Consider the following 20,900-nt stretch of genomic DNA (forward strand, 5'->3'; position numbering starts at 1 on the left):
ACACCGTCAGCGCATCTGCCGCGCCGGCTCGATCAGCTCGGGTCGCGAGCCTGACAGCCGCTTGTGCATGTGGACCATGAAGGCCATGGCGAAGATCGGCGTCGCCAGATTGACGATTGGGATCGAGACGAAGGCTGCGATGAACAGGCCCGCGGTGAAGATGGTCGCGGCATTGTCGCGCCGCATCGCCTTGGCGTCCTCCGGCGAGCGAAACCGCATCGCCGCGAGCTCGAAATATTCGCGGCCGAGCAGCCAGGCCGTGGCGAGGAAGAAGACCAGGAAACCGGCGCCGGCGAACAGCACCAGCGGCAACGCAACCAGATAGACCAGGATCGTCAGGAGCGCGGTCTTGACACCCTCGTAGATGGCCTGGCTGAACGGCAGCGCGACGCCGGGCCGCTCGGCCGGATAGTGCTCGCGCTCGACAATGTCGGCGACGTCGTCGACGAACAGGCTCGCGACCAGCGAGGTGATCGCGGGCATCAGGAACACAGCTCCGAACACGACGCCGAGGCCCGCGGCGATCGAAATGATCCAGGACAATACCTCGAGCGATGCGTGCCAGCCCGGACCGAGCAGGCCTTCCAGCCAGGCCTCGCCATAGGTCGCAAGCCAGCTCAGCAGGCGCTGCAAGCCGACCGCCAGCACGATGATCAGCACCAGTGCGACGCCGATCGACCGCCACAGGATCGAGCGCATCGCCGGCGACATCATTTGCGACAGCGCCTTGACGGCGGCATCCAGCATGGGAGTTCCTCTCACGAAATCACTCGCGAGAGGTAGACACCCCGGGCCAGTTCGGCAAGGGAGATCGGCGGCGCCGCTCATGGCCGGATTGACCGCTCGCATCAACGAAGCCACGATGAATGCGGCAAGACCGTTGCTTCACCAACCCGCTTGACAACACGCGGAACCAGCCGGGCAAAGGAACAGGCGCATATGGCAATGGAAGAATCGGCGGCCGGATTGCCACTTGCAGGCGTGCGCGTCGTCGAGATGACCCACATGGTCATGGGCCCGACCTGCGGCATGATCCTGGCGCAGCTCGGGGCCGACGTGATCAAGGTCGAGCCGCCCGCGGGCGACAAGACCCGAAGCCTGGGAGGCATGGGCACCGCCTTCTTCCCCTTGTTCAACCGCGGCAAGCGCAGCGTGGTGCTGGATTTCGAGAAGCCTGAGGATCGCGACACCATGCACCGGCTGCTGGCGACGGCCGACGTGTTCCTTGAGAATTTTCGCGACGGCCAGCTCGAGAAGCAGGGGCTTGGCGCCGACGAACTGCGCCGCCGGCATCCGGAGCTGATCATCGCCGGCCACAAGGGTTTCCTCTCCGGTCCCTACGAGCACCGCCCCGCGCTCGACGAGGTCGTGCAGATGATGGCGGGCCTTGCCGCCATGACCGGCACCAGCGAAAAGCCGCAGCGCGTCGGCTCGTCCGCCAACGACATCATGGGCGGCATGTTCGGCGTGATCGCGATCCTCGCGGCGCTCTATCAGAAGCGCGGGGGAAAACGCGACGGCGCCGACATCCGCATCGGCCTGTTCGAGAACTGCCTGTTCCTGGTCGCCCAGCACATGGTCGAATACGAGATGACCGGCAACAAGCCGCGCTCGATGCCGGAGCGCGAGCATGCCTGGCCGATCTACGACATCTTCGAGACCGCCGGCGGCGAGCGCATCTTCATCGGCGTCGTCACCGAAGGCCATTGGCAGAGCTTTTGCCGCGAGTTCGGGCTGACTGAATTCCTCGATGATCCCGCCTTGCGCACCACGACCGACCGCATCCTGGCGCGCGGGCGGATCATTCCGCGCGCGGCCGGAATCATCAGGCAGTGGGACGTGGCGAAACTGTCGCAGAGGCTCGATGCGCTCAACATCTGCTTCTCGCCGATCAACCGGCCCGAGGATCTCTTCGCCGATCCGCATGTGCTGCGGCCGGGTGGGCTCGTCAACAATGTCACCGCCGACGGCAAGCCGTTCCGGGTGCCGGCGTTGCCGATCGAATGGAACGGCAGCCATATCGGCGAAGGCCTGAAGGTCGCGCCGCTCGGTGCCGATACGGCGGCCGTTCGCGCCGAGATCGACAACGAAAATGAGGACGTCACGTCAAAAACAACAGGGAGGCGCGGATGAGCCGGATTCAGGAGATTTACCCCGCAGAGCGCGTCAGCCTGCGCGAAGTCGGCCTGCGCGACGGGCTCCAGCTCGTGAAGAAAATTCCGTCGACCGACGCCAAGCAGCGCTGGGTGCGCGAGGAATATGCCGCCGGTGTGCGCCATTTCGAGGTCGGCTCGTTCCTGCCGGCGAAGACGTTTCCGCAATTTATCGATGTCCGTGACGTCGTCGCGACCGTCGCTTCATTGCCCGGCGCGCATGGCATCGCGCTTGCGCTCAACGAGCGCGGCGTGAACGAGGCGCTGGCGTCAGGCGTCGCCGAAATCGCCTCCGTGGTCTCGGCAACGGAAGAGCACAGCCAGGCCAATGCGCACCGCTCGCGCGAGTCCGCGATCGCGAATTTGAAGCGCCTGTGCGAGATGCGCGATGCCACTAGCCACAAGCCGCTCGTCAACGCGGCGATCTCGATGGCGCTGGGCTGCTCGATCACCGGGGCGGTCGACCCTGCGGAGGTGCTGCGGCTGGTCGATAAATGCCTGGAGGCTGGCGTCGATTTCGTCGGCATCGCCGACACCGTCGGCTATGCCGGGCCGAAGCAAGTGGCGGAGCTGACGCGCGCCGCGGTGAAGCTCGCAGGCTCAAAGCCGATCTGCATCCATCTCCACGACACCCGCGGGATGGGCATCGCGAACGCGGCCGCCGCGCTCGACGAAGGCGCGCGCATCCTCGACGGCTCGCTCGGCGGCCTCGGCGGCTGCCCCTTCGCGCCCGGCGCGACCGGCAATGTCGTGTTCGAGGATCTCGTCTTCCTGTGCGAGAGCAAGGGTTTTCCGACCGGCATCGATTTGGAGAAACTGATCACGGTGCGCAGGATCCTGCGCGAGGAGATGCCGAACGAAACGCTGTATGGCGGCGTTGCGCGGGCGGGCTTGCCGGGCGGGGGTGCAGCGAAGGCGGCGTAGGAGCCACGGGCGGAACGCTCTTCCCTTCTCCCCTTGTGGGAGAAGGTGGCGCGAAGCGCCGGATGAGGGGTCTCTCACCGCGAGCTCGAAGAGGAGTAGTCGCGGAGACATACCCCTCACCCGTCTCGCCGCTTCGCGGCGAGCCACCCTCTCCCACAAGGGGAGAGGGGAAAAGTGCCGCGGTGCTAGTCCAACCTACTCATGCCGATGCGCCTGCTTCCGCGCCTTCGCCTGCTTGCCGTCCCCCGTCGGGATCATCACCACACGTCCATAGCGCACGCCGCGTTCGGCGATGATGTGGTCGGCGAAATGTCGGACCTCGGAGGCGTCGCCGCGCAGTGCCGTCATCTCCATGCAATTATTGTCGTCGAGATGGACGTGCAGCGTCGCCAGCGCGAGGTCGTGGTGACCATGGAATTCCTGCACCAGGCGTTTTGAGAGATCGCGGGCGGCGTGGTCGTAGACATAGACGAGACCGGCGACGCAAGAACCGCTCTGTGCGGTGTCCTCGCTGCTCTGTTGTAAGCCGGCGCGTGCGAGGTCGCGGATGATCTCGGAGCGGTTCTGGTAGCCGCGCGCTTCCGCCGCCGCGTCGATCTCCGCCAGCAGATCGTCCTCGATCGTGATCGTAATTCGCTGCATCAGGTCCTCTCAGCAGGTACTGCTCTTTCTTACCTCGCCCCGCTTGCGGGGAGAGGTCGGATTCGAGCGTAGCTTGAATTCCGGGTGAGAGGGACTCTCCACGAGTCCAACTGTTAGCGGTAATGTGGAAACACCCCTCACCCCAACCCTCTCCCCGCGAAGTGCGGGGCGAGGGAGTCCACTGTCACAGCCGCGTCGCCCGCAGCCGCAGCGCATTTCCAACGACGCTCACCGAAGAGAGCGCCATCGCGGCGGCTGCGATGATCGGCGACAGCAGCACGCCGAAGGTCGGATAGAGGATGCCGGCCGCGATCGGAATGCCTGCGGCGTTGTAGATGAAGGCGAAGAACAAATTTTGCCGGATGTTGCTCATGGTCGCCTGCGACAGTTTTCGCGCCCGCACGATGCCGGTGAGATCGCCCTTCAGCAGCGTGACGCCGGCACTCTCCATCGCCACGTCGGTGCCGGTGCCCATGGCGATGCCGACTTCGGCCGCGGCCAGCGCCGGCGCGTCGTTGACGCCGTCCCCGGCCATCGCGACGCTGCGGCCGGCCTTCTGCAGCTTTGTCACCACCGCGCTCTTCTGGTCCGGCAGCACTTCGGCCTCGACATCGGCGATGCCGAGCCTGCGCGCCACGGCTTCCGCCGTGGTGCGGTTGTCGCCGGTCAGCATGATGACCTTGATGCCTTCCGCCGCGAGCGCCTTCAGCGCTTCCGGTGTGGAAGCCTTGACCGGATCGGCGATCGCGAACAGGCCGGCAAGCCGGCCGTCGACCGCCATGTTGATCACGGTCGCGCCATCGCTGCGCAGCCGTTCGGCCTCGCCATCGAGGGTTTTGGTGTCGATGCCGATCGACGTCAGATATTTGGCATTGCCGAGCACGATGGTTTTGCCGTCGACCTTGCCGGTCGCGCCCTTGCCGGTCGGTGAATCGAATTGCTCGACCTGGCCCAGCGCGAGCTGCTTCTCCTTCGCCGCGCGCATGATCGCGTCGGCCAGAGGATGCTCGCTGGCGCGCTCGACGCTCGCGGCCATGCGGAGGATGTCGTCTTCCGCAAAGCCGGCCGCCGGCACGATCGCGACCACCTTCGGCTTGCCCTCGGTCAGCGTGCCGGTCTTGTCGACCACCAGCGTGTCGATCTTCTCCATCCGCTCCAGCGCCTCGGCGTTCTTGATCAGCACGCCTGCTTGCGCGCCGCGGCCGACGCCGACCATGATCGACATCGGGGTCGCCAGGCCGAGCGCGCAGGGACAGGCGATGATCAGCACGCTGACGGCGGCGACGAGGCCGAAGGCCAGCCGCGGCTCCGGCCCGAACCAGGCCCAGGCTGCGAATGCGATAATGGCAACGGCGATCACGGTCGGCACGAACCAGCCCGCGACCTGGTCGGCGAGGCGCTGGATCGGCGCGCGCGAGCGCTGCGCGTCCGCGACCATCTGCACGATCTGCGACAGCAGCGTCTCACGGCCTACCTTGTCGGCGCGCATGATGAAGCTGCCGGATTGGTTGAGCGTGCCCGCGATCACCTTCGCGCCCGTCTCCTTGGTCACCGGCATCGATTCGCCTGTGACGAGGGACTCGTCGAGCGAGGAGCGGCCTTCCAGAATGACGCCGTCGACCGGCACTTTTTCGCCAGGACGCACGCGCAAGCGGTCACCGGCATGAAGTGCGTCGATCTCGACCTCGTGCTCGCTGCCGTCAGCATCGACGCGGCGCGCGGTCTTGGGGGCGAGCTGCAGCAGCGCCTTGATCGCACCCGAGGTCGCATCGCGTGCGCGCAGCTCCAGCACCTGCCCGAGCAGCACCAGCACGGTGATGACCGCCGCTGCCTCGAAATAGACCGCGACCGCGCCTTCGTGGCCGCGGAAGGTGGCAGGGAAAATCTCCGGCGCGATGGTGCCGATCAGGCTGTAGACATAGGCAACGCCCGTGCCCATCGCGATCAGCGTGAACATGTTGAGGTTGCGCGTCAGCAGCGACTGCCAGCCACGAACGAAGAACGGCCAGCCGGCCCACAGCACCACGGGCGTTGCGAAGACGAGCTGGATCCAGTTCGACAGCGTCGCATCGATCCAGTTGTGCGGGCCTGCGAGATGGCCGCCCATCTCCAGCACCACGGCCGGCAGCGCCAGCGCGCCGCCGATCCAGAACCGCCGGGTCATGTCGGCAAGCTCGGGATTAGGGCCGGTCTCCAGGCTCGCCACTTCCGGCTCGAGCGCCATGCCGCAGATCGGACAGCTTCCGGGCCCGACCTGGCGGATCTGCGGATGCATCGGGCAGGTGTAGATCGTGCCTGCGGGCATCTCGGGCTCGGGCGTCTTGTCCTTGGCCAGATATCTTGCGGGATCCTCGGCGAACTTGGTGCGGCAGCCGGCCGAGCAGAAATGGAAGGTCTCGCCGTGATGGTCGAAGCGGTGCTTGGACGTCGCGGGATCGACGGTCATGCCGCAGACGGGATCGCGGACTTTTGCCGCGGCGCCGTGGTCATGCGCGTGATCGCCGTGCGCGCCGCAGCAGGCGGCAGCGGCGGGCTTGTCGACCGGGGCAACTTTGCTGGAACAGCCGCATCCGGAATGTGTTTCCGGCTTGTGATGGTGTTCGTGTTCGGCGTCGTTCATTGCCACGCTCCGGCCTTGCAAGTTATACCCTGGGGGGGTATATAGTCCGCATGCGCAAGGACATCAAGGCATCCGTCGGAAAACGTCTCGGCCGGATCGAGGGGCAGGTTCGCGGCCTCTCGAAAATGGTCGAGGAAGATCGCTATTGCATCGACATCGTCACGCAGATCTCGGCGGTGCGCGCCGCGTTGCGTCGGGTCGAGGAAGAGGTTCTGAAAGATCACGTCGCCCATTGCGTCGAGCATGCGATCGCGAGCGGCGACAAGGCCGATCAGCGCGAGAAGATCGCGGAGCTGATGGCGGTGATTGGGCGGGCGGAGCGGTAGCTCGCCGTCATTGCGAGGAGCGTAGCGACGAAGCAATCCAGACTGTTCGGGCAAAGACGGTCTGGATTGCTTCGCTGCGCTCGCAATGACGATGTTGGAGGGACGGTTACGCCGCCATCTCCAGCGCGTGTCCTTGCGCGCGGTACTTTGCGAGATCGTTCAGCAGCACAAAATGCTCGGAGAAGGCAACGCTCATCTCCGCAGCCGCCTCACGCATCACTTCTTCAGCCGGAACCGGCGCCTCTTCGTCAATCGCTTCAGGAACGAGCGGCGGCGCACTGAACGTTTCTGGAAACACACCGAAGGTGCCGGCTACCTCCTCGAGCGGCTTCTGCTTGTCGGCCCAGTGCAAGGCGGTGTAGTCGAAGCCGTGCACGATGGTGGGTTTGACGACTTCGAAATAGGGCGAGATGTCGAAGTCGCGGGGCATGTAGAGCGAGGAATCGCGGATGTGCAGGATCTCGCGGCGGGCGGCACGGCTGCCGGCCTTGGTGATCTTGGGCAGGATCGGGTAACGCACGGCGTCGAACGCTTGCGCGATCAGGGCCGAGCAGATGATCTTGGTGGGATCGCCCGAGCCAATCGAGATCATGCGGCGCCGCCAGCGCTGCGGGATCGGCAGCGGAAACAGAAAGCGCATCAGGTCGACGATGTTCTTGGTGTCGTAGCCGAAGCCGATGCGGTTGATCGCATAGCGGCAGACCGTGGTGCGGTCCTCATAGGACAGCCCGACCGGGCGGCAGACGCGGGTGTGATAGGGGAAATATTTCGACAGCGGCGCGGAGGTGACGCCCTCGCCGATATTGGCCTCGATCAGCACGTGCGGCTCGCCATCAGGCTCTTCCGCGCCCTCGATCGGGCCGACATAGAGTGCGCCGTGGGACCAGGTCGACTGCGTCAGATATTTGATGATGCCCGAGATGCGGTTGTTGCCCTCGACCAGCAGCACGTCGCCCGGCTCGATGACGCCGCGCAGATGCTCTGGGTCGCTCGGCGTGAACGGCTCATAGCCCGGCACCTCCTTCGAGAGGTACGCGGCAATCAGCTTGCCGACCGAATCCAGGACCGTCCCCATTTCAAAACTCCCCCACGGCCTTTTCCGGCCGTCTTTTTCTCTTCTCTACCATGGTCTGAACGTGTTGCAATTCGGTTCATCGCTCCGTGACATCAAGCACGATTGATTCACCATGATGGTTGCCGCGCAACATCAGATACGGCAAGGTTCGCTAGCTGTTCCCGTTTGCTGCAAGTCTCCGGAAACCATGCCATGACAATCACGCGCCGCAGCTTCCTATCGGCGTCGGCGGGCCTTGCCGCGATGCCGGTCCTGCGCGCAACCGCCGCGACCGTGCCGCGCGAGGCTGACATTGTCGTGATCGGCGCGGGCGCTGCCGGAATTGCCGCAGCGCGGCGCATCATGGCGGCCAATCGCAAGGTCGTGGTGGTGGAAGCTGCGTCGCAGATCGGCGGCCGCTGCATCACGGATACGACCACCTTCGACACGCCGTTCGATCGCGGCGCGCGCTGGATGCACAATCCCGACACCAATCCGATGATCCGGCTGGCGCGCAGTGCCGGGCTCGACGTTCTGCCGGCGCCATCAGGCCAGAAGATGCGCATCGGCCGCCGCAACGCACGCGCCGGCGAGACCGAGGAATTCCTGGCGGCGCTGGTGCGCGCCAACCGCGCTATCGACGAGGCCGCGCGCGGCAAGCTCGATACCGCCTGCGCCTCGGTGCTGCCGAAGGACCTCGGCGACTGGGCCGGCGCGGCCGAGTTCATGCTGGGTGCGGGCTTCGCCGGCAAGGACCTGAAGGAGTTGTCTGCGATCGACAAGGCGCGGGCACTGGATCGCAACGCCGCGATCGCCTGCCGCCAGGGCCTGGGGACCCTGATCACCAAACTCGGTGAGCAGGCGCCGGTCGCGCTGTCGACACCGGCGAGCCGGATCGTCTGGAGCAATCGCGACGTCAGCGTGGAGACACAGGCCGGCAGGATCGCCGCACGCGCCGCCATCATCACGGTCTCGACCAATGTGCTGATTTCGGGCGCGATCAAGTTTGGGCCTGACATTCCGAAGCGCACGCTCGATGCCGCCTCGAAGCTCACGCTGGGAAGCTACGATCACATCGTGCTGCAACTGCCGGGCAATCCGCTCGGCCTGTCGCGCGACGACATCCTGATCGAGCAGAGCAATTCGACGCGCACGGCGCTGATGTTCGCCAATATCGGCGGCTCCTCGCTTTGCTCGATCGATGTCGGCGGCTCGTTCGGCCGCGATCTCACCCAGCAAGGCGAGAAGGCGATGACGGCCTTCGCCAGAGAATGGATCACGAAGCTGTTCGGCAGCGAGGTCGCCGCGGCCGTGCAGAAAGCCAGCGTGACGCGCTGGAACGCCTCGCCCTTCGTGATGGGTGCGATGTCGGCGGCCTCGCCCGGCGGTCAGCTCTCGCGAAGAATCCTTGCCGAGCCGATCGGCAACATGTTCCTCGCCGGCGAAGCCACGCACGAGACGCTGTGGGGCACCGTCGACGGCGCCTGGGAAAGCGGCGAGCGCGCCGCGGACGCAGCCTTGCGCAAGATCGGCGCGCTGAAGGACGAGCCGGCTGATGTGCCGACGCAGTCGACGAAGAAGCGCAGGGCGCCACGGCAATAGGGCAACTAAGCCGCAACATACTCCGCGGTCGTCCCGGCGTAGGCCGGGACGTATAACCACAAAACGCGGTTTGGCGAAGACACGCCGTTCGGTACTCCTACCGGCTACACCGATACATCACGCGGTATGGGTCCCGGCCTTCGCCGGGACGACTTGGAGACCTACCGTAACACCCCATCCAGCGCCGGCAGCCCGGCGACCACCGCGATCGCGATCAGCCCATAGCAAATCGCGCGAAACACTTTCTCGCTGGCGCGGCCGAACAGCGACGCGCCGAAGGCGACGCCGATCGCATAGACCGGCCCGACGATCAGCGACAGCACGAGCGATTCGCGGCTGATCAGTCCTGTGGTCGCGTAGCTGACCATCGAGAAGAAATCCGACGCGCCAAAAAACAGCAGGATGTTGGCGCGCGCGACGATCGATGCGACCGGTCGGCCGAGCCAATAGCCGACGATCGGCGGGCCGCCGGTCTGGGCGAGGCCGCTACAGAAGCCCGAGAGGCTGCCGATGCCGACCGAGAGCCAAGTGTGGTCCTTGCCGCGATAGCGCCAGCCCGACAGCAACAGAAGCAACAGCGCGGCAACGAAGCAGGAGATGATCCATCGCGTCGTGACGGGTTCGAGCACGCTGAGGAAATAGGTGCCGACGGGGACGCCGACCAGCGCGCCCAGCACGATCACGGCGGTGGCCTTGCGGTCGGCCTTGCGCCAGGCGTCGGGCAGCAGCGGCGCGGCCGCGACGAAATCGATCACGAGGAGCAGCGCGGCAACCAGACGCGGCGCCGCGATGCTGCTCGCCAGCGGCATGAAGATCAGCGCCGAGCCGAAGCCGGAGAAGCCGCGCGCGGTGCCTGAAACGAAAGCGACGGCGCAGAGCGCCATCGCAATGGTGAGGCTGACGTCCTTTGGAAGAAAGTCAGTGAGATTCATGCTCTATGATTTCTCGAGCATGATCATGCTCTCAAAGTGCCGCCGGTCTTCTTCGTCACCTCCGCCACGATCTTCGCGGCGACGGCCTCGATCTCCTGGTCGGTCAGGGTCTTTTCGCGCGGCTGGATCGTCACCGCGATGGCGATCGACTTTTTGCCGTCGTCGATGCCCTTGCCTTCGTAGACGTCGAACACGTTCACCGCGGTGATCAGCTTCTTGTCGACGCTCTGGGCCGCGCGCACGATGTCGCCGCTCTTCACGGTGCGGTCGACGATGAAGGCGAAATCGCGTGAGACCGGCTGGAATGCCGACAGCTCGATCACGGGCTTGGCACGGGTCGGCTTCTTCTTCGCCTCGGGGACGCGGTCGAGGATCACCTCGAATACCATCAGCGGGCCGCCGGCGCCGAGCGCCTCGAGCGCGCGCGGATGCATCTCGCCGAAATAGCCGAGCACGTTCTGCGGCCCGATCTGGATCGTGCCAGAGCGTCCGGGATGCAGCCAGGACGGGCCGCCCGCGACGATCTGAAGCGCCTGCATCGGTGCGCCGGCGGCGGCGAGCACCGCGAGCGCATCGGCCTTGGCGTCGAACACGTCAGCCTGCGCCGAGCCCGACCAGTGCCGTCCGAGGCCTTGCGAGGACGCAAAGCCGTGACGGACGCCGCTTGCCGCCATGAACTGATCCTGCGGGCGATCGCCTTTGAACACCTGCCCGACCTCGAACAGCGCGACATCGCCAAAGCCGCGATCGGCATTGGCCTGCGCCGCCGCGATCAGGCCCGCCAACAGGGTCGGGCGCATGTCTGACAAATCCGACGCGATCGGGTTGGCGACCTCGAGCTCGCGCTGGCCGCCGCCGAACAGCTGTGCGGCAGACTTGGTGATGAAGGACCAGGTCACCGCTTCGATGATGCCGCGGCTCGCCAGCGCGCGCCTGGCGCGGCGGGTGTGGAGCTGGAGCGGGGTCAGCACGGATTTGCGTGCGTCCTCGCCGCGCTCGAACGGCGTCATCGGCACCTTGTCCACGCCGTGGATGCGGACGACTTCCTCGACGATGTCGGCCTTGCCGTGCACGTCGGTACGCCACGACGGCACCGCGACCTTCACGACGGGGCCCGGGCCCGCCATCATGAAGCCGAGATGGGTCAGGATGCGCTTCATCTCCGGCATCGGCACTTCGATGCCGGAGAGCCGCTTGACCTCGGTGACTGGAAAATCGATCACGCGGTCGTCGCCGAAGGTCTTGCCGACCACGACGTTCTCCGACGGCGTGCCGCCGCACATCTCCATCACCAGTTTCGTCGCGAGCTCCAGCCCCGGCACCATGAAGGCCGGATCGACACCGCGCTCGAAACGATAGCGCGCATCCGAATTGATGCCGAGCTTGCGGCCGGTCTGGGCGATGTTGATCTCGTTCCACAGCGCCGATTCGATCAGCACGTCGGTGGTGGTTTCGTCGCAGCCCGAGGCCTCGCCGCCCATGATACCGGCGAGCGATTCGACGCCGTGCTCGTCCGCGATCACGCAGATTGCGGGATCGAGATTGTAGTTGCGGCCGTCAAGCGCGAGCAGCGTCTCGCCGTCACGCGCGCGGCGCACCACGAGATTGCCCTTCACTTTCTTGGCGTCGAACACGTGCAGCGGCCGCGCGCGGTCGTAGGTCATGAAGTTGGTGATGTCGACCAGCGCGTTGATCGGGCGCAGCCCGATGGCGGTCAGCCGCTTCTGCAGCCATTCCGGCGACGGCCCGTTCTTCACGCCGCGCACGAGACGAAGCGCAAAACCCGGGCACAACGTCGCGTCCTCGACCGTGACATTCACCGGGCACGGGAATTCGCCCTTGATCGGCTTGATGGTGGGATCTTTGAATTTGCCCATGTCGGCGGCGGCAAGATCGCGCGCGATACCATGCACGCCGGTGCAGTCCTGCCGGTTCGGGGTCAGATTGATCTCGACCACGGGATCGCCGAGGCCGGCCCATGCGGCGTAGGCAGCGCCGATCGGCGCATCCGCGGGCAATTCCATGATGCCGTCATGGTCGTTGGAAATCTGCAATTCAGCCGCCGAGCACAGCATGCCGCGGCTCTCGACGCCGCGGATGGTGCCGACACCGAGCGTGATGTCCTTGCCGGGAATGTAGGTGCCGGGCGGCGAAAATACGCTGACGAGACCCGTCCGCGCATTCGGCGCGCCGCACACGACCTGCACCGGTGCGCCACCGTCGCCGGTGTCGACCATGCAGACGCGCAGCCGATCCGCATTCGGATGCTGCTCGGCGGATATCACCTTCGCGATGGTGAACGGCTTCAACGCCTTCGCCTTGTCCTCGATGTTCTCGACCTCGAGCCCGATCATGGTGAGCTTCTCGGCGAGCTTGTCCAAGGGCTCGTCGGTGTCGAGATGTTCCTTCAGCCAGGAGAGGGTGAATTTCACGAGCTCAGCCCTCCCGCGAGGGTCGGTACTTCCAGCGGCTTGAAGCCGTAATGGGACAGCCAGCGGACGTCGCTGTCGAACAGCTGGCGCAAATCGGCGATGCCGTATTTCAGCATGGCGATGCGGTCGATGCCCATGCCCCAGGCGAAGCCCTGGTACTCGTCGGGATCGATGCCGCAGGCGCGCAGCACGTTTGGATGCACCATGCCGCAGCCGAGAATCTCGAGCCAGTCCTCGCCCTCGCCGAAGCGGATCTCGCCCTTGTCGCGGCGGCACTGGATGTCGACTTCCAGCGACGGCTCGGTGAACGGGAAGAACGAGGGCCGGAAGCGCATGTTGATGTGATCGACCTCGAAGAACGCCTTGCAGAACTCGTGCAGGATCCATTTGAGGTGGCCGAGATGGGAGTGCTTGTCGATGACGAGGCCTTCGACCTGGTGGAATTGCGGCGTGTGGGTCGCATCCGAATCGATGCGATAGGTGCGGCCCGGGCAGATCACGCGGATCGGCGGCTTTTGGCTCAGCATGGTGCGCACCTGCACCGGCGAGGTGTGGGTACGCAACAGCATGCGGGAGCCGTCCTCCTTCGGATGGAAGAAGAAGGTGTCGTGCATCTCGCGCGCGGGATGGCCTTCCGGAAAATTCAGCTTGGTGAAGTTGTAGTCGTCGGTCTCGATATCGGGGCCTTCGGCGACCGAGAATCCCATGTCGGCAAAGATCGTGGTCAGCTCGTCCCAGACCTGGCTCAGCGGATGGATGCGGCCGGCCTCGACCGGCGCATCGCGCAGCGGCAGGGTGACGTCGATGGTTTCCGACGCAAGCCGCGCGTCGAGCGCCGCCGATTTCAAGACGTCGCGCCGCGCGGCGAGCGCTTCGGTGATCTTGTCCTTGGCCTGGTTGATCGCAGCGCCCTGGGTCTTGCGCTCGTCCGGCGACATTTTTCCGAGCGTGGCAAGCAGCGCCGAGATCGAACCCTTCTTGCCGAGGGCTGCGACGCGTACCGCTTCGAGGGCGGCCTCGTCGCCGGCGGCGGCGATCTGGTCGAGGATGGATGTTTCGAGCATTGCGAGGTCGGACACGGTCAAATCCCTGCTGCCAAATTCGGCTGGGTTGTCGCCGCCCGAAGGCCGTAACGTCAAGCGAAAAGCCGGTCATTCGGGCTGACGAGCGGCTGGGTTGAACCTCGCGCGGGAGGCTGGCACCAAGGGGGATACGAGGAGACTTTCGCGATGCTCTCAAGATCCGGTCTGGCTGCTCTCGCCGTCGTTCTCTCCGTCGCGAGCACCCCGGCGCGCGCCATGGTCTGCATGGAGAAATCCATGACGCTGGACGAGGTCGTCGCCACCATCGCTGCCCAGAAGGGCTGCGAAAGCGCGATGAAAATGTTTCAGGATTGCCAATTGACCGCGAGCGGCGATGTCCAGCTCGGCACCGCCGTCGAGAAGAAATGCGAGGCGGACTTCATGCCCGGCCTCAACATTGCGCGGAAACAGGCTTACAGACGCGAGATGCGCGCGTGCGACCGGAAGTACCGGAATAAATCCGGCACCATGTATCTGTCGTTCACGGCATTCTGCCGGGCGGAGATCGCCCAGCGCTACTCGCAACGCGCGCTGAAGGCCGGCGCAGCCGGCCGTTAGCGCGGGCGTGCTCAGGCCGCCAGAGCGGCCTTGGCCTTCTCGGCGATCGCCTGGAACGACGCGGGCTCGTTGATCGCGAGATCCGACAGCACCTTGCGGTCCACGGTGATCCCGGACTTGGCCATGCCGTCGATAAAGCGGCTGTAGGTCAGGCCGAACGGACGCACGGCAGCGTTGATGCGCTGGATCCAGAGCGCGCGGAACGTCCGCTTCTTGCGCTTGCGATCACGGAAGGCATACACGAGAGCCTTCTCGACCGCCGGCTTGGCGGTGCGGATCGTGTTCTTGCGGCGGCCGCGGAAACCCTTGGCGGCCTTGTAGACTTTCTTGTGCTTGGCGTGGGCGGTCACACCGCGTTTGACGCGAGCCATGACAAATATCCTTCAGAAGTGACTTGATGTTCGGATCGCCGCGAAGCTGCGGCGCGGGTGGCAATGATCTTGAACGATCTTGGACGCGATCAGGCGTTCGGCAAGAAGTACTTCTTGACGTTGTCGCCGTCGGTCTTGAACAGCACGGCGGTGCCGCGCAGCTGCCGGATCTGCTTCTTCGTCCGCTTGATCATGCCGTGACGCTTGCTGCGATGAGCGAACATCACTTTGCCGGTGGCAGTCACCTTGAAGCGCTTTTTAGCGCCCGATTTGGTCTTCAGCTTGGGCATTTGGCTCTCCTAATGGCCATAGAAATCCGCCCGCGAAGGCGGCTGGCCGTCAAAATGCTCGTTAGAGCGTTGATTGTGCTCAGGTTTTGCGAACAAGCGCGAAACCCGCACGGACACCGCCACGGCAGCCCTTAATCAGCCGGGCAATGAAGGCTGGGCTTATGACAGAGGACGGGCGAATTGGCAACGATGAACCGGTGGAACCTAGCCGCCGACTATCCGGAATTGCTAACCTCATGTCCGAGCCGTGTCGCCCGGAGCAGGATTAAAATGCCCTATTTTTCCCAATCGCTTCCGTCTTTGACGGATGTCGCTCATCCGCGCCGCTTGGCGCTGTTGGCTGTACTCGCCATCGCTGCGTTTCCGTCGACTGCCGATGCTCGCATCCGCGGCTATGACGGCGTCTGGAATGTCACCTTCGCCACCACCCGCGGCAATTGCAGCTCCGGCTACAGCGTTCCCTTCACCGTCGCGGGCAGCCGGGTGTCGTCCGCCGGCGGTGGCCGGGTCTCCGGCACGGTCAAGCGCAGCGGTACCGTCGCGGTCCAGGTCTCGGTCGGGGCGTCCCATGCCCACGGCGGCGGCCGGCTTGCTGGCGTGAACGGCGCCGGTTCGTGGAAGGGTATCATCTCCGGCGATCAGTGCAGCGGCACCTGGCAAGCGACGAGGAGCTAGTCGCCAAGCACGCGATGCGCTCCCTCCCCCGCTTGCTCCTCGGCCAAAACAAAACGGCCCGCCGGAGATCCGGACGGGCCGTTGAACTCTCAATCCTGAACAACCGGCGTCAGCGCGGCGCCAGCACCATGACGACCTGACGGCCCTCGAACCGCGCGTCCTGCTCCACCTTGGCGAGCTCGGCGACATCGGTCTTGATCTTGTCGAGCAGCTTGGTGCCGATCTCCTGGTGCGCCATTTCGCGGCCGCGATAGCGCAGGGTGATCTTGACCTTGTCGCCTTCTTCGAAGAACCGCTGCATGGCGCGCATCTTCACTTCGTAATCGTGGTCGTCGATCATCGGGCGGAGCTTGATCTCCTTGATCTCGACGATCTTCTGCCGCTTGCGGGCTTCGGCGGCTTTTTTCTGCGCGGAATACTTATACTTCCCGTAGTCCATGATCTTGCAGACGGGAGGGCTGACGTTCGGCGAGATCTCGACCAAATCCATGCCGGCTTCCTGGGCCAGGCGGATAGCCGCGACGGTCTCGATGGTGCCCTTGTTGTCACCGGTCTGATCGATCAGCTGGATCTGCGCATTGCGAATATCGTCATTGATGCGCGGCCCGTCTTTGGCGGCAGTGGGCGGGGCTTTATTTGGACGGCGAATGGGTGGTTCTCCAAAGTTATGAAAAGAGGCGGCTATTTTGCAGGAAGATACGGTTGCCGGCAAGCAATCGCTCGTGCGGCGGTCGAAAAAGCCTCAAATGCGAGGCATTTTGGCCACGGCGGGGCACGCAGAGGGACATAGACACCTTGCTTCTGTTCCGCAAGCGTCCCAAAGGGCCAATGACGACGTCCGGCTGCGCTGCGGAGCACGTCCGGACAGCTCAAACCGCACAGCCAGAGTAAACGTTCCATGAATCACCCAATTCCCGATGCTGTGCTCGACTTCATCGATGTGGGCGAGGGCCCCTCCGCACGCCGGATCGCGGTGCGCCGCCGCGCGGCCCAAAAATCTGATCCAGAATCAGGTCAAGGACCGGGACTGGTCTGGCTCGGCGGGTTCAAATCGGACATGCGGGGCAGCAAGGCCGTGGCGTTGGACGAATGGGCCCGGGACCACGGCCGCGCCGTGGTCCGTTTCGATTATTCCGGCCACGGCGAATCCGGTGGCGATTTCGCCGACGGAACCATCGGGCGCTGGCTCGAGGAAAGCGTCGCCGTGTTCGAGCGGTTCTGCGACGGCCCGCAAGTCCTGATCGGCTCGTCCATGGGCGGCTGGATGGCGCTGCTGCTCGCGCGCGAGATTAAAAAGCGGCAAGAGAAACAGCAAGCCAAGGCCTCGCTGGCGGGCCTGATCCTGATCGCGCCGGCGCCCGACTTCACCGAGGAGCTGATGTGGAAGAATTTTCCGGCCGCGGTGAAGAAGGAGATCGAGACCAAAGGCGTCTGGCTGAGACCGTCGGATTATGGCGACGGCTCGCCCTATCCGATCACGCGGAATCTGATCGAGGAGGGGCGCAACCATCTCGTGCTCGGCAGCGCCATCGATCTCGGCTGTCCCGTCCGCATCCTGCAAGGTGCGCAGGATCCCGACGTGCCCTGGCAGCACGCGTTCGCGCTGACCCACCGCCTGCCGGCCGATGACGTCGTGCTGACCATGATCCAGGACGGCGATCACCGCCTCTCGCGCCCGCAGGACATCGCCCGCATTCTTGCCGCCGTGGCCGAGATCGGGTGAAGTGCTTTCCTCCTTCCCCCCTTGTGGGGGAAGGTGGCGCGCAGCGCCGGATGAGGGGTTGCTTCCGCGAACGCGAGTGGCGCATTCGCGGAAACAGACCCCTCACCCAAGTGAATGCGTGTCAAGGAGCGGAGCTGCCCTCTCCCACAAGGGGCGAGGGCGCAACAAGAAACACCGTGAGGCACCATGACAACCACCACCGCCATGCTGCGCGCGTTCTGCGATGCCGTCGAACAACGCAACGGAAAAGCCTTTGCGGATCTCTTCACCGAGGACGGCGTCTATCACGACGTGTTCTATGGCGCCTTCGCCGGCCGCGAGAAGATCGCCGCGATGATCGACGACTGGTTCTATCGCACGGCGACCGACTTCCGGTGGGACATGCACGATCCGGTGTCGGACGGCACCACGCTCTATGCGCGCTACACGTTCAGCTATCGCTCGACCTTGCCGGAGGCCGATGGCGCGCGGGCGATGTTCGAGGGCGTGGCGATCATGACGCTTCGCGGCGGCAGGATCGTCAGCTATCACGAGGTCGCGAACACGGCGCCGGCGTTCGTCGATTTGAAGTTTGCGCCGGAAAGAATCGCGAAGATCGTCGCCAGGCAGGGCGCGGAGCTCAAGGCGCGGCCGGAGATGCAGCGGCATTTTGGCTAGCCGTCGTTCTTGCGCACCTACCGCTTCGACGGATTTATCATGGGCTTGCGCTGCGCCAGCGCCGCGACCGTGGCGGTGCCGATCGGCCCCGCTTCGTCGTACAGCCAGCATTCCCCGATCGCGACACCGTCGGTGGCCTGGTGGTTCACCACCTCGAAGCCGATCCAGTTCGTCACCGGCAGGCGGTGCAGATAGATCGTGACGTCGCTGTTGATGTAGCCGAGCCCCTTGTCGCCGGCGTTCGCGAACGGACTGGCGAAGTCGGCGCCGGTGGCGACATGGACGAACGGCGTCATCGGCACGCCCGCGACCAGCTCGCGCACCTCGCTCATCCAGAGTTTTCGTGGCCCGAGCGAGCCCATCTGGCCGACGATCGGTCGCGTGGTCCATTTGCCGTTCATGCCGAGCCTGGGATCGGTGGGCTTGGGAATGTCGGCCGGCTTCGGCACGTCCCAGTTCGGCGGCGACCAGACATTGCCGTCCGGATTCTGCGTTCGCCGCAACAGCTGGCACGAGGCGCGCGCCATGCCGACGCCACCGGAAAAGAACTCTGCTTCCACGACGCGGATGCGCATCCCGTCGCGCACCAGCCGTGTTGTCACCTCGATCGGCTTGTCGATGGTCGGCAGCCGAAACATGTCGACGGTCAGCCGCGCCGGCACGAATTCGGGGCCGGAATGGCGCTCCTCGATGGCGAAGCCGAGCAGGCCGACGATGACGCGACCGTGCAGCGATTTCGGATCCCATGGGCCGTTGGCGACTTCCGTCGGATGGAATGTGTCGCCGTCGCGGGTGAAGAAAGGCATGTTTGTCATGATGCGCGAGCTTGAAGGAACGTGTGGGGAAATCAAGGGTGGCGGCGAGAGGTCAGGGGCGCAGCACTGCGCACGACACAACTGCTGTCATCGTCCGCGAAGGCGGACGATCCAGTACTCCGAGGCGGTTGTGATTGCATCGAGACGCCGCGGCGTACTGGATGCCCCGCCTTCGCGGGGCATGACGCCAAGAGTTAGGAGGCGGCCTGCCACTCCTCACGCACACTCTCGTCGCGCTCGTTGCCCATTGCGGAAGCCTTCGTCGCCTCGAACTCATCCCGTGGCATCAACTGCCCCAGCGCCCATACCGCAGCCCCGCGCACCAGTGCGCTCTCATCCTCCAGCAATCGCCGCGCCTCGTCCGCCAGTGCCGCATCGCCGGAGTTGCCGATCGCGATCAGCACGTTGCGCAAAAAGCGGTCGCGGCCGATGCGCTTCACCGGTGACTTCGTGAACAGCGCGCGGAACGACGCGTCGTCGAGCCCTGCTAGCTCGGCAAGACCTGGCGCGCGCAAAGCGTCACGCGCGGCGAGCTTGGCCTCACGGCCCTCCTGCGCGAATTTGTTCCAGGGACAGGCGGCAAGGCAATCGTCGCAGCCATAGATGCGGTTGCCGATGCTTTTACGAAACTCGCGCGGGATCGGTCCCTTGTTCTCGATGGTGAGATAGGAGATGCATCGCCTTGCATCGAGCTTGTAGGGCGCGGGGAAGGCCGCGGTCGGGCAGATGTCGAGACACGCCCGGCACGAGCCGCAATGATCGATCTCGGCATCGTCGCGCGGCAGCTCCAGTGTGGTGTAGATCGCGCCGAGAAACAGCCATGAGCCGAATTCGCGCGAGACCAGATTGGTGTGCTTGCCCTGCCAGCCCAGATGCGCGGCCTGCGCCAGGGGTTTCTCCATCACGGCCGCGGTGTCGACGAATACTTTCACTTCGCAAGGCTTCACCTCGCAAGTTGCGGTCGCGACCAGCCATCGCGCCAGTGCCTTCAGGCGCTTCTTGATGAGGTCGTGATAGTCGTCGCCCTGCGCATAGACCGAGATCGCCGCGCGCGTGCGCTGTTGCAGGATCGCGAGCGGATCCTGGTCGGGACCGTAATTGACACCGAGCATGATGACGCTGCGCACGTCCTGCCACAGCCCGCGCGGATCGACCCGGCGCTCCGGCTGCGCGGCGAGCCAATCCATGTCGCCATGGCCGCCCGATGCGATGAATTCGAGAAAATGTTGTCCGGCGCTTTCGATCGTGCCGGGCTCCGTGATGCCGATGCAGTCGAAGCCGAGCGCGCGCGCCTCGTTTGCGAGCGCGGTCTTCAGTTCGGTCGGATCGGAGTTCAGAAGTCCAAGTCCACGTAGGTCCGCGACGCCGGCACGCCGGCCAGCCATTCGCTCAACAGCGGACGGAACGACGGGCGGGATTTCACCCGCGCGTACCACGCCTTTGCCGCGTCGTCCTCGCTCCATGGCACGTCGCCCAGATAGTCGATCGCCGAGAGGTGCGCCGCGGCGGCGAGATCCGCGTAGCTGAGCCGGTCGCCGGCGAGGAAATTACGCGTCTGCGCCAGCCAGCCGATATAGGCCAGATGATAGCGCACATTGGCCTTGGCGGCGCGCATCACGTCGGCCGAGGGCGGGCCGCCACCGTTGTCCTCGCTCATGAAGCGCTTGTAGATGCGCTCCGTGACGAGCGGGTGGGAGACTTCCTCGAAGAACTTTTCGTTGAACCAAGCCATCAGCCGGCGGACCTCGACGCGCTCGCCGATCGTGTCCGGCATCAGGCGCTTCAGTCCCATCTCGGAGCCATAGGCCTCGTCGACATATTCGGCGACGATCGCCGCGCCCGGGATCGGCGGCTGCTCGTCGTCCACCAGGACGGGCGTCGTGCCCGCCGCATTGAGCAGCAGAAATGCCTCGCGCCGCTCCCAGCTGCGCTCTTCGATCAGCTTCAGCTCAAGCCCGTATTCTCCCGCGATCAGGCGGATGAACCGCGAATGCGGGCAGAACGGATGATGAAACAGCGTAAACATGAAGCCTTTGACTATGTG

Annotated in this window: 21 protein-coding genes; 8 read left to right on the forward strand and 13 right to left on the reverse strand. The window is 64.9% G+C overall.

The window, feature by feature from the left end; all coding sequences use genetic code 11:
- Positions 1–6: 6 nt before the first annotated feature.
- The gene (locus AC0L3U_RS11905) at positions 7–747 is read right to left on the reverse strand and encodes a sulfate transporter family protein (protein ID WP_473361873.1); all 741 of its coding nucleotides are present in this window, start codon (positions 745–747) and stop codon (positions 7–9) included.
- A gap of 192 nt (positions 748–939) precedes the next feature.
- Here AC0L3U_RS11905 and AC0L3U_RS11910 point away from each other — a divergent pair, with 192 nt between their 5' ends.
- Both AC0L3U_RS11910 and AC0L3U_RS11915 read left to right on the forward strand, forming a co-directional pair.
- Complete coding sequence (locus tag AC0L3U_RS11910) at positions 940–2,133, forward strand: CaiB/BaiF CoA transferase family protein (RefSeq protein ID WP_473361874.1); 1,194 nt, start codon at positions 940–942, stop codon at positions 2,131–2,133.
- Positions 2,130–3,077 (forward strand): hydroxymethylglutaryl-CoA lyase, encoded by a 948-nt coding sequence (locus AC0L3U_RS11915; protein WP_473361875.1) that lies wholly within the window; start codon positions 2,130–2,132, stop codon positions 3,075–3,077. The genes AC0L3U_RS11910 and AC0L3U_RS11915 overlap by 4 nt, the downstream gene beginning before the upstream one ends.
- Before the next feature lie 195 nt (positions 3,078–3,272).
- On the opposite strand, the gene nikR is transcribed toward AC0L3U_RS11915, so the two are convergent.
- Positions 3,273–3,719, reverse strand: a complete 447-nt coding sequence (gene nikR / locus AC0L3U_RS11920; protein ID WP_473361876.1) for a nickel-responsive transcriptional regulator NikR — start codon at positions 3,717–3,719, stop codon at positions 3,273–3,275.
- Between the two features lie 184 nt (positions 3,720–3,903).
- Entirely contained in the window at positions 3,904–6,339 is a 2,436-nt protein-coding gene (locus AC0L3U_RS11925) for a heavy metal translocating P-type ATPase (protein WP_473361877.1), read from the reverse strand.
- A 50-nt stretch (positions 6,340–6,389) separates the two neighbouring features.
- Between AC0L3U_RS11925 and AC0L3U_RS11930 the strand changes: the two genes are divergently transcribed.
- Positions 6,390–6,665 (forward strand): metal-sensitive transcriptional regulator, encoded by a 276-nt coding sequence (locus AC0L3U_RS11930; RefSeq protein ID WP_007598521.1) that lies wholly within the window; start codon positions 6,390–6,392, stop codon positions 6,663–6,665.
- Positions 6,666–6,771: 106 nt separating this feature from the next.
- Here the strand turns inward: AC0L3U_RS11930 and AC0L3U_RS11935 are convergent, their stop codons facing one another.
- On the reverse strand, positions 6,772–7,740 hold the full coding sequence (locus AC0L3U_RS11935) for a YiiX/YebB-like N1pC/P60 family cysteine hydrolase (RefSeq protein WP_247461227.1): 969 nt from the start codon (positions 7,738–7,740) through the stop codon (positions 6,772–6,774).
- 192 nt (positions 7,741–7,932) lie between these two features.
- Between AC0L3U_RS11935 and AC0L3U_RS11940 the strand changes: the two genes are divergently transcribed.
- Positions 7,933–9,321: a flavin monoamine oxidase family protein gene (locus tag AC0L3U_RS11940; RefSeq protein ID WP_473361878.1), complete on the forward strand. Its 1,389-nt coding sequence runs from the start codon at positions 7,933–7,935 to the stop codon at positions 9,319–9,321.
- A 161-nt stretch (positions 9,322–9,482) separates the two neighbouring features.
- On the opposite strand, the gene AC0L3U_RS11945 is transcribed toward AC0L3U_RS11940, so the two are convergent.
- Genes AC0L3U_RS11945 through pheS form a run of 3 tightly spaced genes read right to left on the reverse strand, consistent with a single transcriptional unit; the run spans position 9,483 to position 13,764 of the window.
- Complete coding sequence (locus AC0L3U_RS11945) at positions 9,483–10,253, reverse strand: sulfite exporter TauE/SafE family protein (RefSeq protein ID WP_473361879.1); 771 nt, start codon at positions 10,251–10,253, stop codon at positions 9,483–9,485.
- 23 nt (positions 10,254–10,276) lie between these two features.
- Positions 10,277–12,685 (reverse strand): phenylalanine--tRNA ligase subunit beta, encoded by a 2,409-nt coding sequence (pheT, locus tag AC0L3U_RS11950; protein WP_473361880.1) that lies wholly within the window; start codon positions 12,683–12,685, stop codon positions 10,277–10,279.
- Positions 12,682–13,764, reverse strand: a complete 1,083-nt coding sequence (pheS, locus tag AC0L3U_RS11955) for a phenylalanine--tRNA ligase subunit alpha (RefSeq protein ID WP_473361881.1) — start codon at positions 13,762–13,764, stop codon at positions 12,682–12,684. Before pheS ends, pheT begins: the two co-directional genes overlap by 4 nt.
- 150 nt (positions 13,765–13,914) lie before the next feature.
- Here pheS and AC0L3U_RS11960 point away from each other — a divergent pair, with 150 nt between their 5' ends.
- On the forward strand, positions 13,915–14,325 hold the full coding sequence (locus AC0L3U_RS11960; protein ID WP_473361882.1) for a hypothetical protein: 411 nt from the start codon (positions 13,915–13,917) through the stop codon (positions 14,323–14,325).
- An 11-nt stretch (positions 14,326–14,336) separates the two neighbouring features.
- Here AC0L3U_RS11960 and rplT read toward each other — a convergent pair whose 3' ends face one another.
- The gene (rplT, locus tag AC0L3U_RS11965) at positions 14,337–14,696 is read right to left on the reverse strand and encodes a 50S ribosomal protein L20 (protein WP_007598538.1); all 360 of its coding nucleotides are present in this window, start codon (positions 14,694–14,696) and stop codon (positions 14,337–14,339) included.
- Positions 14,697–14,785: 89 nt separating this feature from the next.
- Positions 14,786–14,986 carry a 50S ribosomal protein L35 gene (gene rpmI, locus AC0L3U_RS11970; RefSeq protein WP_007598540.1) on the reverse strand — a complete coding sequence of 67 codons (201 nt, stop codon included), beginning with the start codon at positions 14,984–14,986 and terminating at the stop codon, positions 14,786–14,788.
- Positions 14,987–15,256: 270 nt separating this feature from the next.
- Here rpmI and AC0L3U_RS11975 point away from each other — a divergent pair, with 270 nt between their 5' ends.
- Positions 15,257–15,661: a hypothetical protein gene (locus AC0L3U_RS11975; protein WP_473361883.1), complete on the forward strand. Its 405-nt coding sequence runs from the start codon at positions 15,257–15,259 to the stop codon at positions 15,659–15,661.
- Positions 15,662–15,770: 109 nt separating this feature from the next.
- Here the strand turns inward: AC0L3U_RS11975 and infC are convergent, their stop codons facing one another.
- A complete protein-coding gene (gene infC / locus AC0L3U_RS11980; RefSeq protein WP_085349942.1) occupies positions 15,771–16,310 on the reverse strand; it encodes a translation initiation factor IF-3 in 540 nt (179 codons plus the stop codon).
- A 249-nt stretch (positions 16,311–16,559) separates the two neighbouring features.
- Between infC and AC0L3U_RS11985 the strand changes: the two genes are divergently transcribed.
- On the forward strand, positions 16,560–17,384 hold the full coding sequence (locus AC0L3U_RS11985) for an alpha/beta hydrolase (RefSeq protein WP_473361884.1): 825 nt from the start codon (positions 16,560–16,562) through the stop codon (positions 17,382–17,384).
- Between the two features lie 186 nt (positions 17,385–17,570).
- Positions 17,571–18,041: a nuclear transport factor 2 family protein gene (locus AC0L3U_RS11990; protein ID WP_473361885.1), complete on the forward strand. Its 471-nt coding sequence runs from the start codon at positions 17,571–17,573 to the stop codon at positions 18,039–18,041.
- Positions 18,042–18,058: 17 nt separating this feature from the next.
- Here the strand turns inward: AC0L3U_RS11990 and AC0L3U_RS11995 are convergent, their stop codons facing one another.
- The 3 genes from AC0L3U_RS11995 to AC0L3U_RS12005 form a co-directional block, all read right to left on the reverse strand.
- A complete protein-coding gene (locus AC0L3U_RS11995; RefSeq protein WP_473361886.1) occupies positions 18,059–18,856 on the reverse strand; it encodes an acyl-CoA thioesterase domain-containing protein in 798 nt (265 codons plus the stop codon).
- A gap of 194 nt (positions 18,857–19,050) precedes the next feature.
- Positions 19,051–20,241, reverse strand: a complete 1,191-nt coding sequence (gene queG, locus AC0L3U_RS12000) for a tRNA epoxyqueuosine(34) reductase QueG (RefSeq protein ID WP_473361887.1) — start codon at positions 20,239–20,241, stop codon at positions 19,051–19,053.
- A complete protein-coding gene (locus AC0L3U_RS12005) occupies positions 20,190–20,882 on the reverse strand; it encodes a glutathione S-transferase family protein (RefSeq protein WP_007598553.1) in 693 nt (230 codons plus the stop codon). The genes queG and AC0L3U_RS12005 overlap by 52 nt, the downstream gene beginning before the upstream one ends.
- Positions 20,883–20,900 lie beyond the last annotated feature (18 nt).

The sequence above is a fragment of the Bradyrhizobium sp. Kon69 genome, from assembly GCF_055807515.1.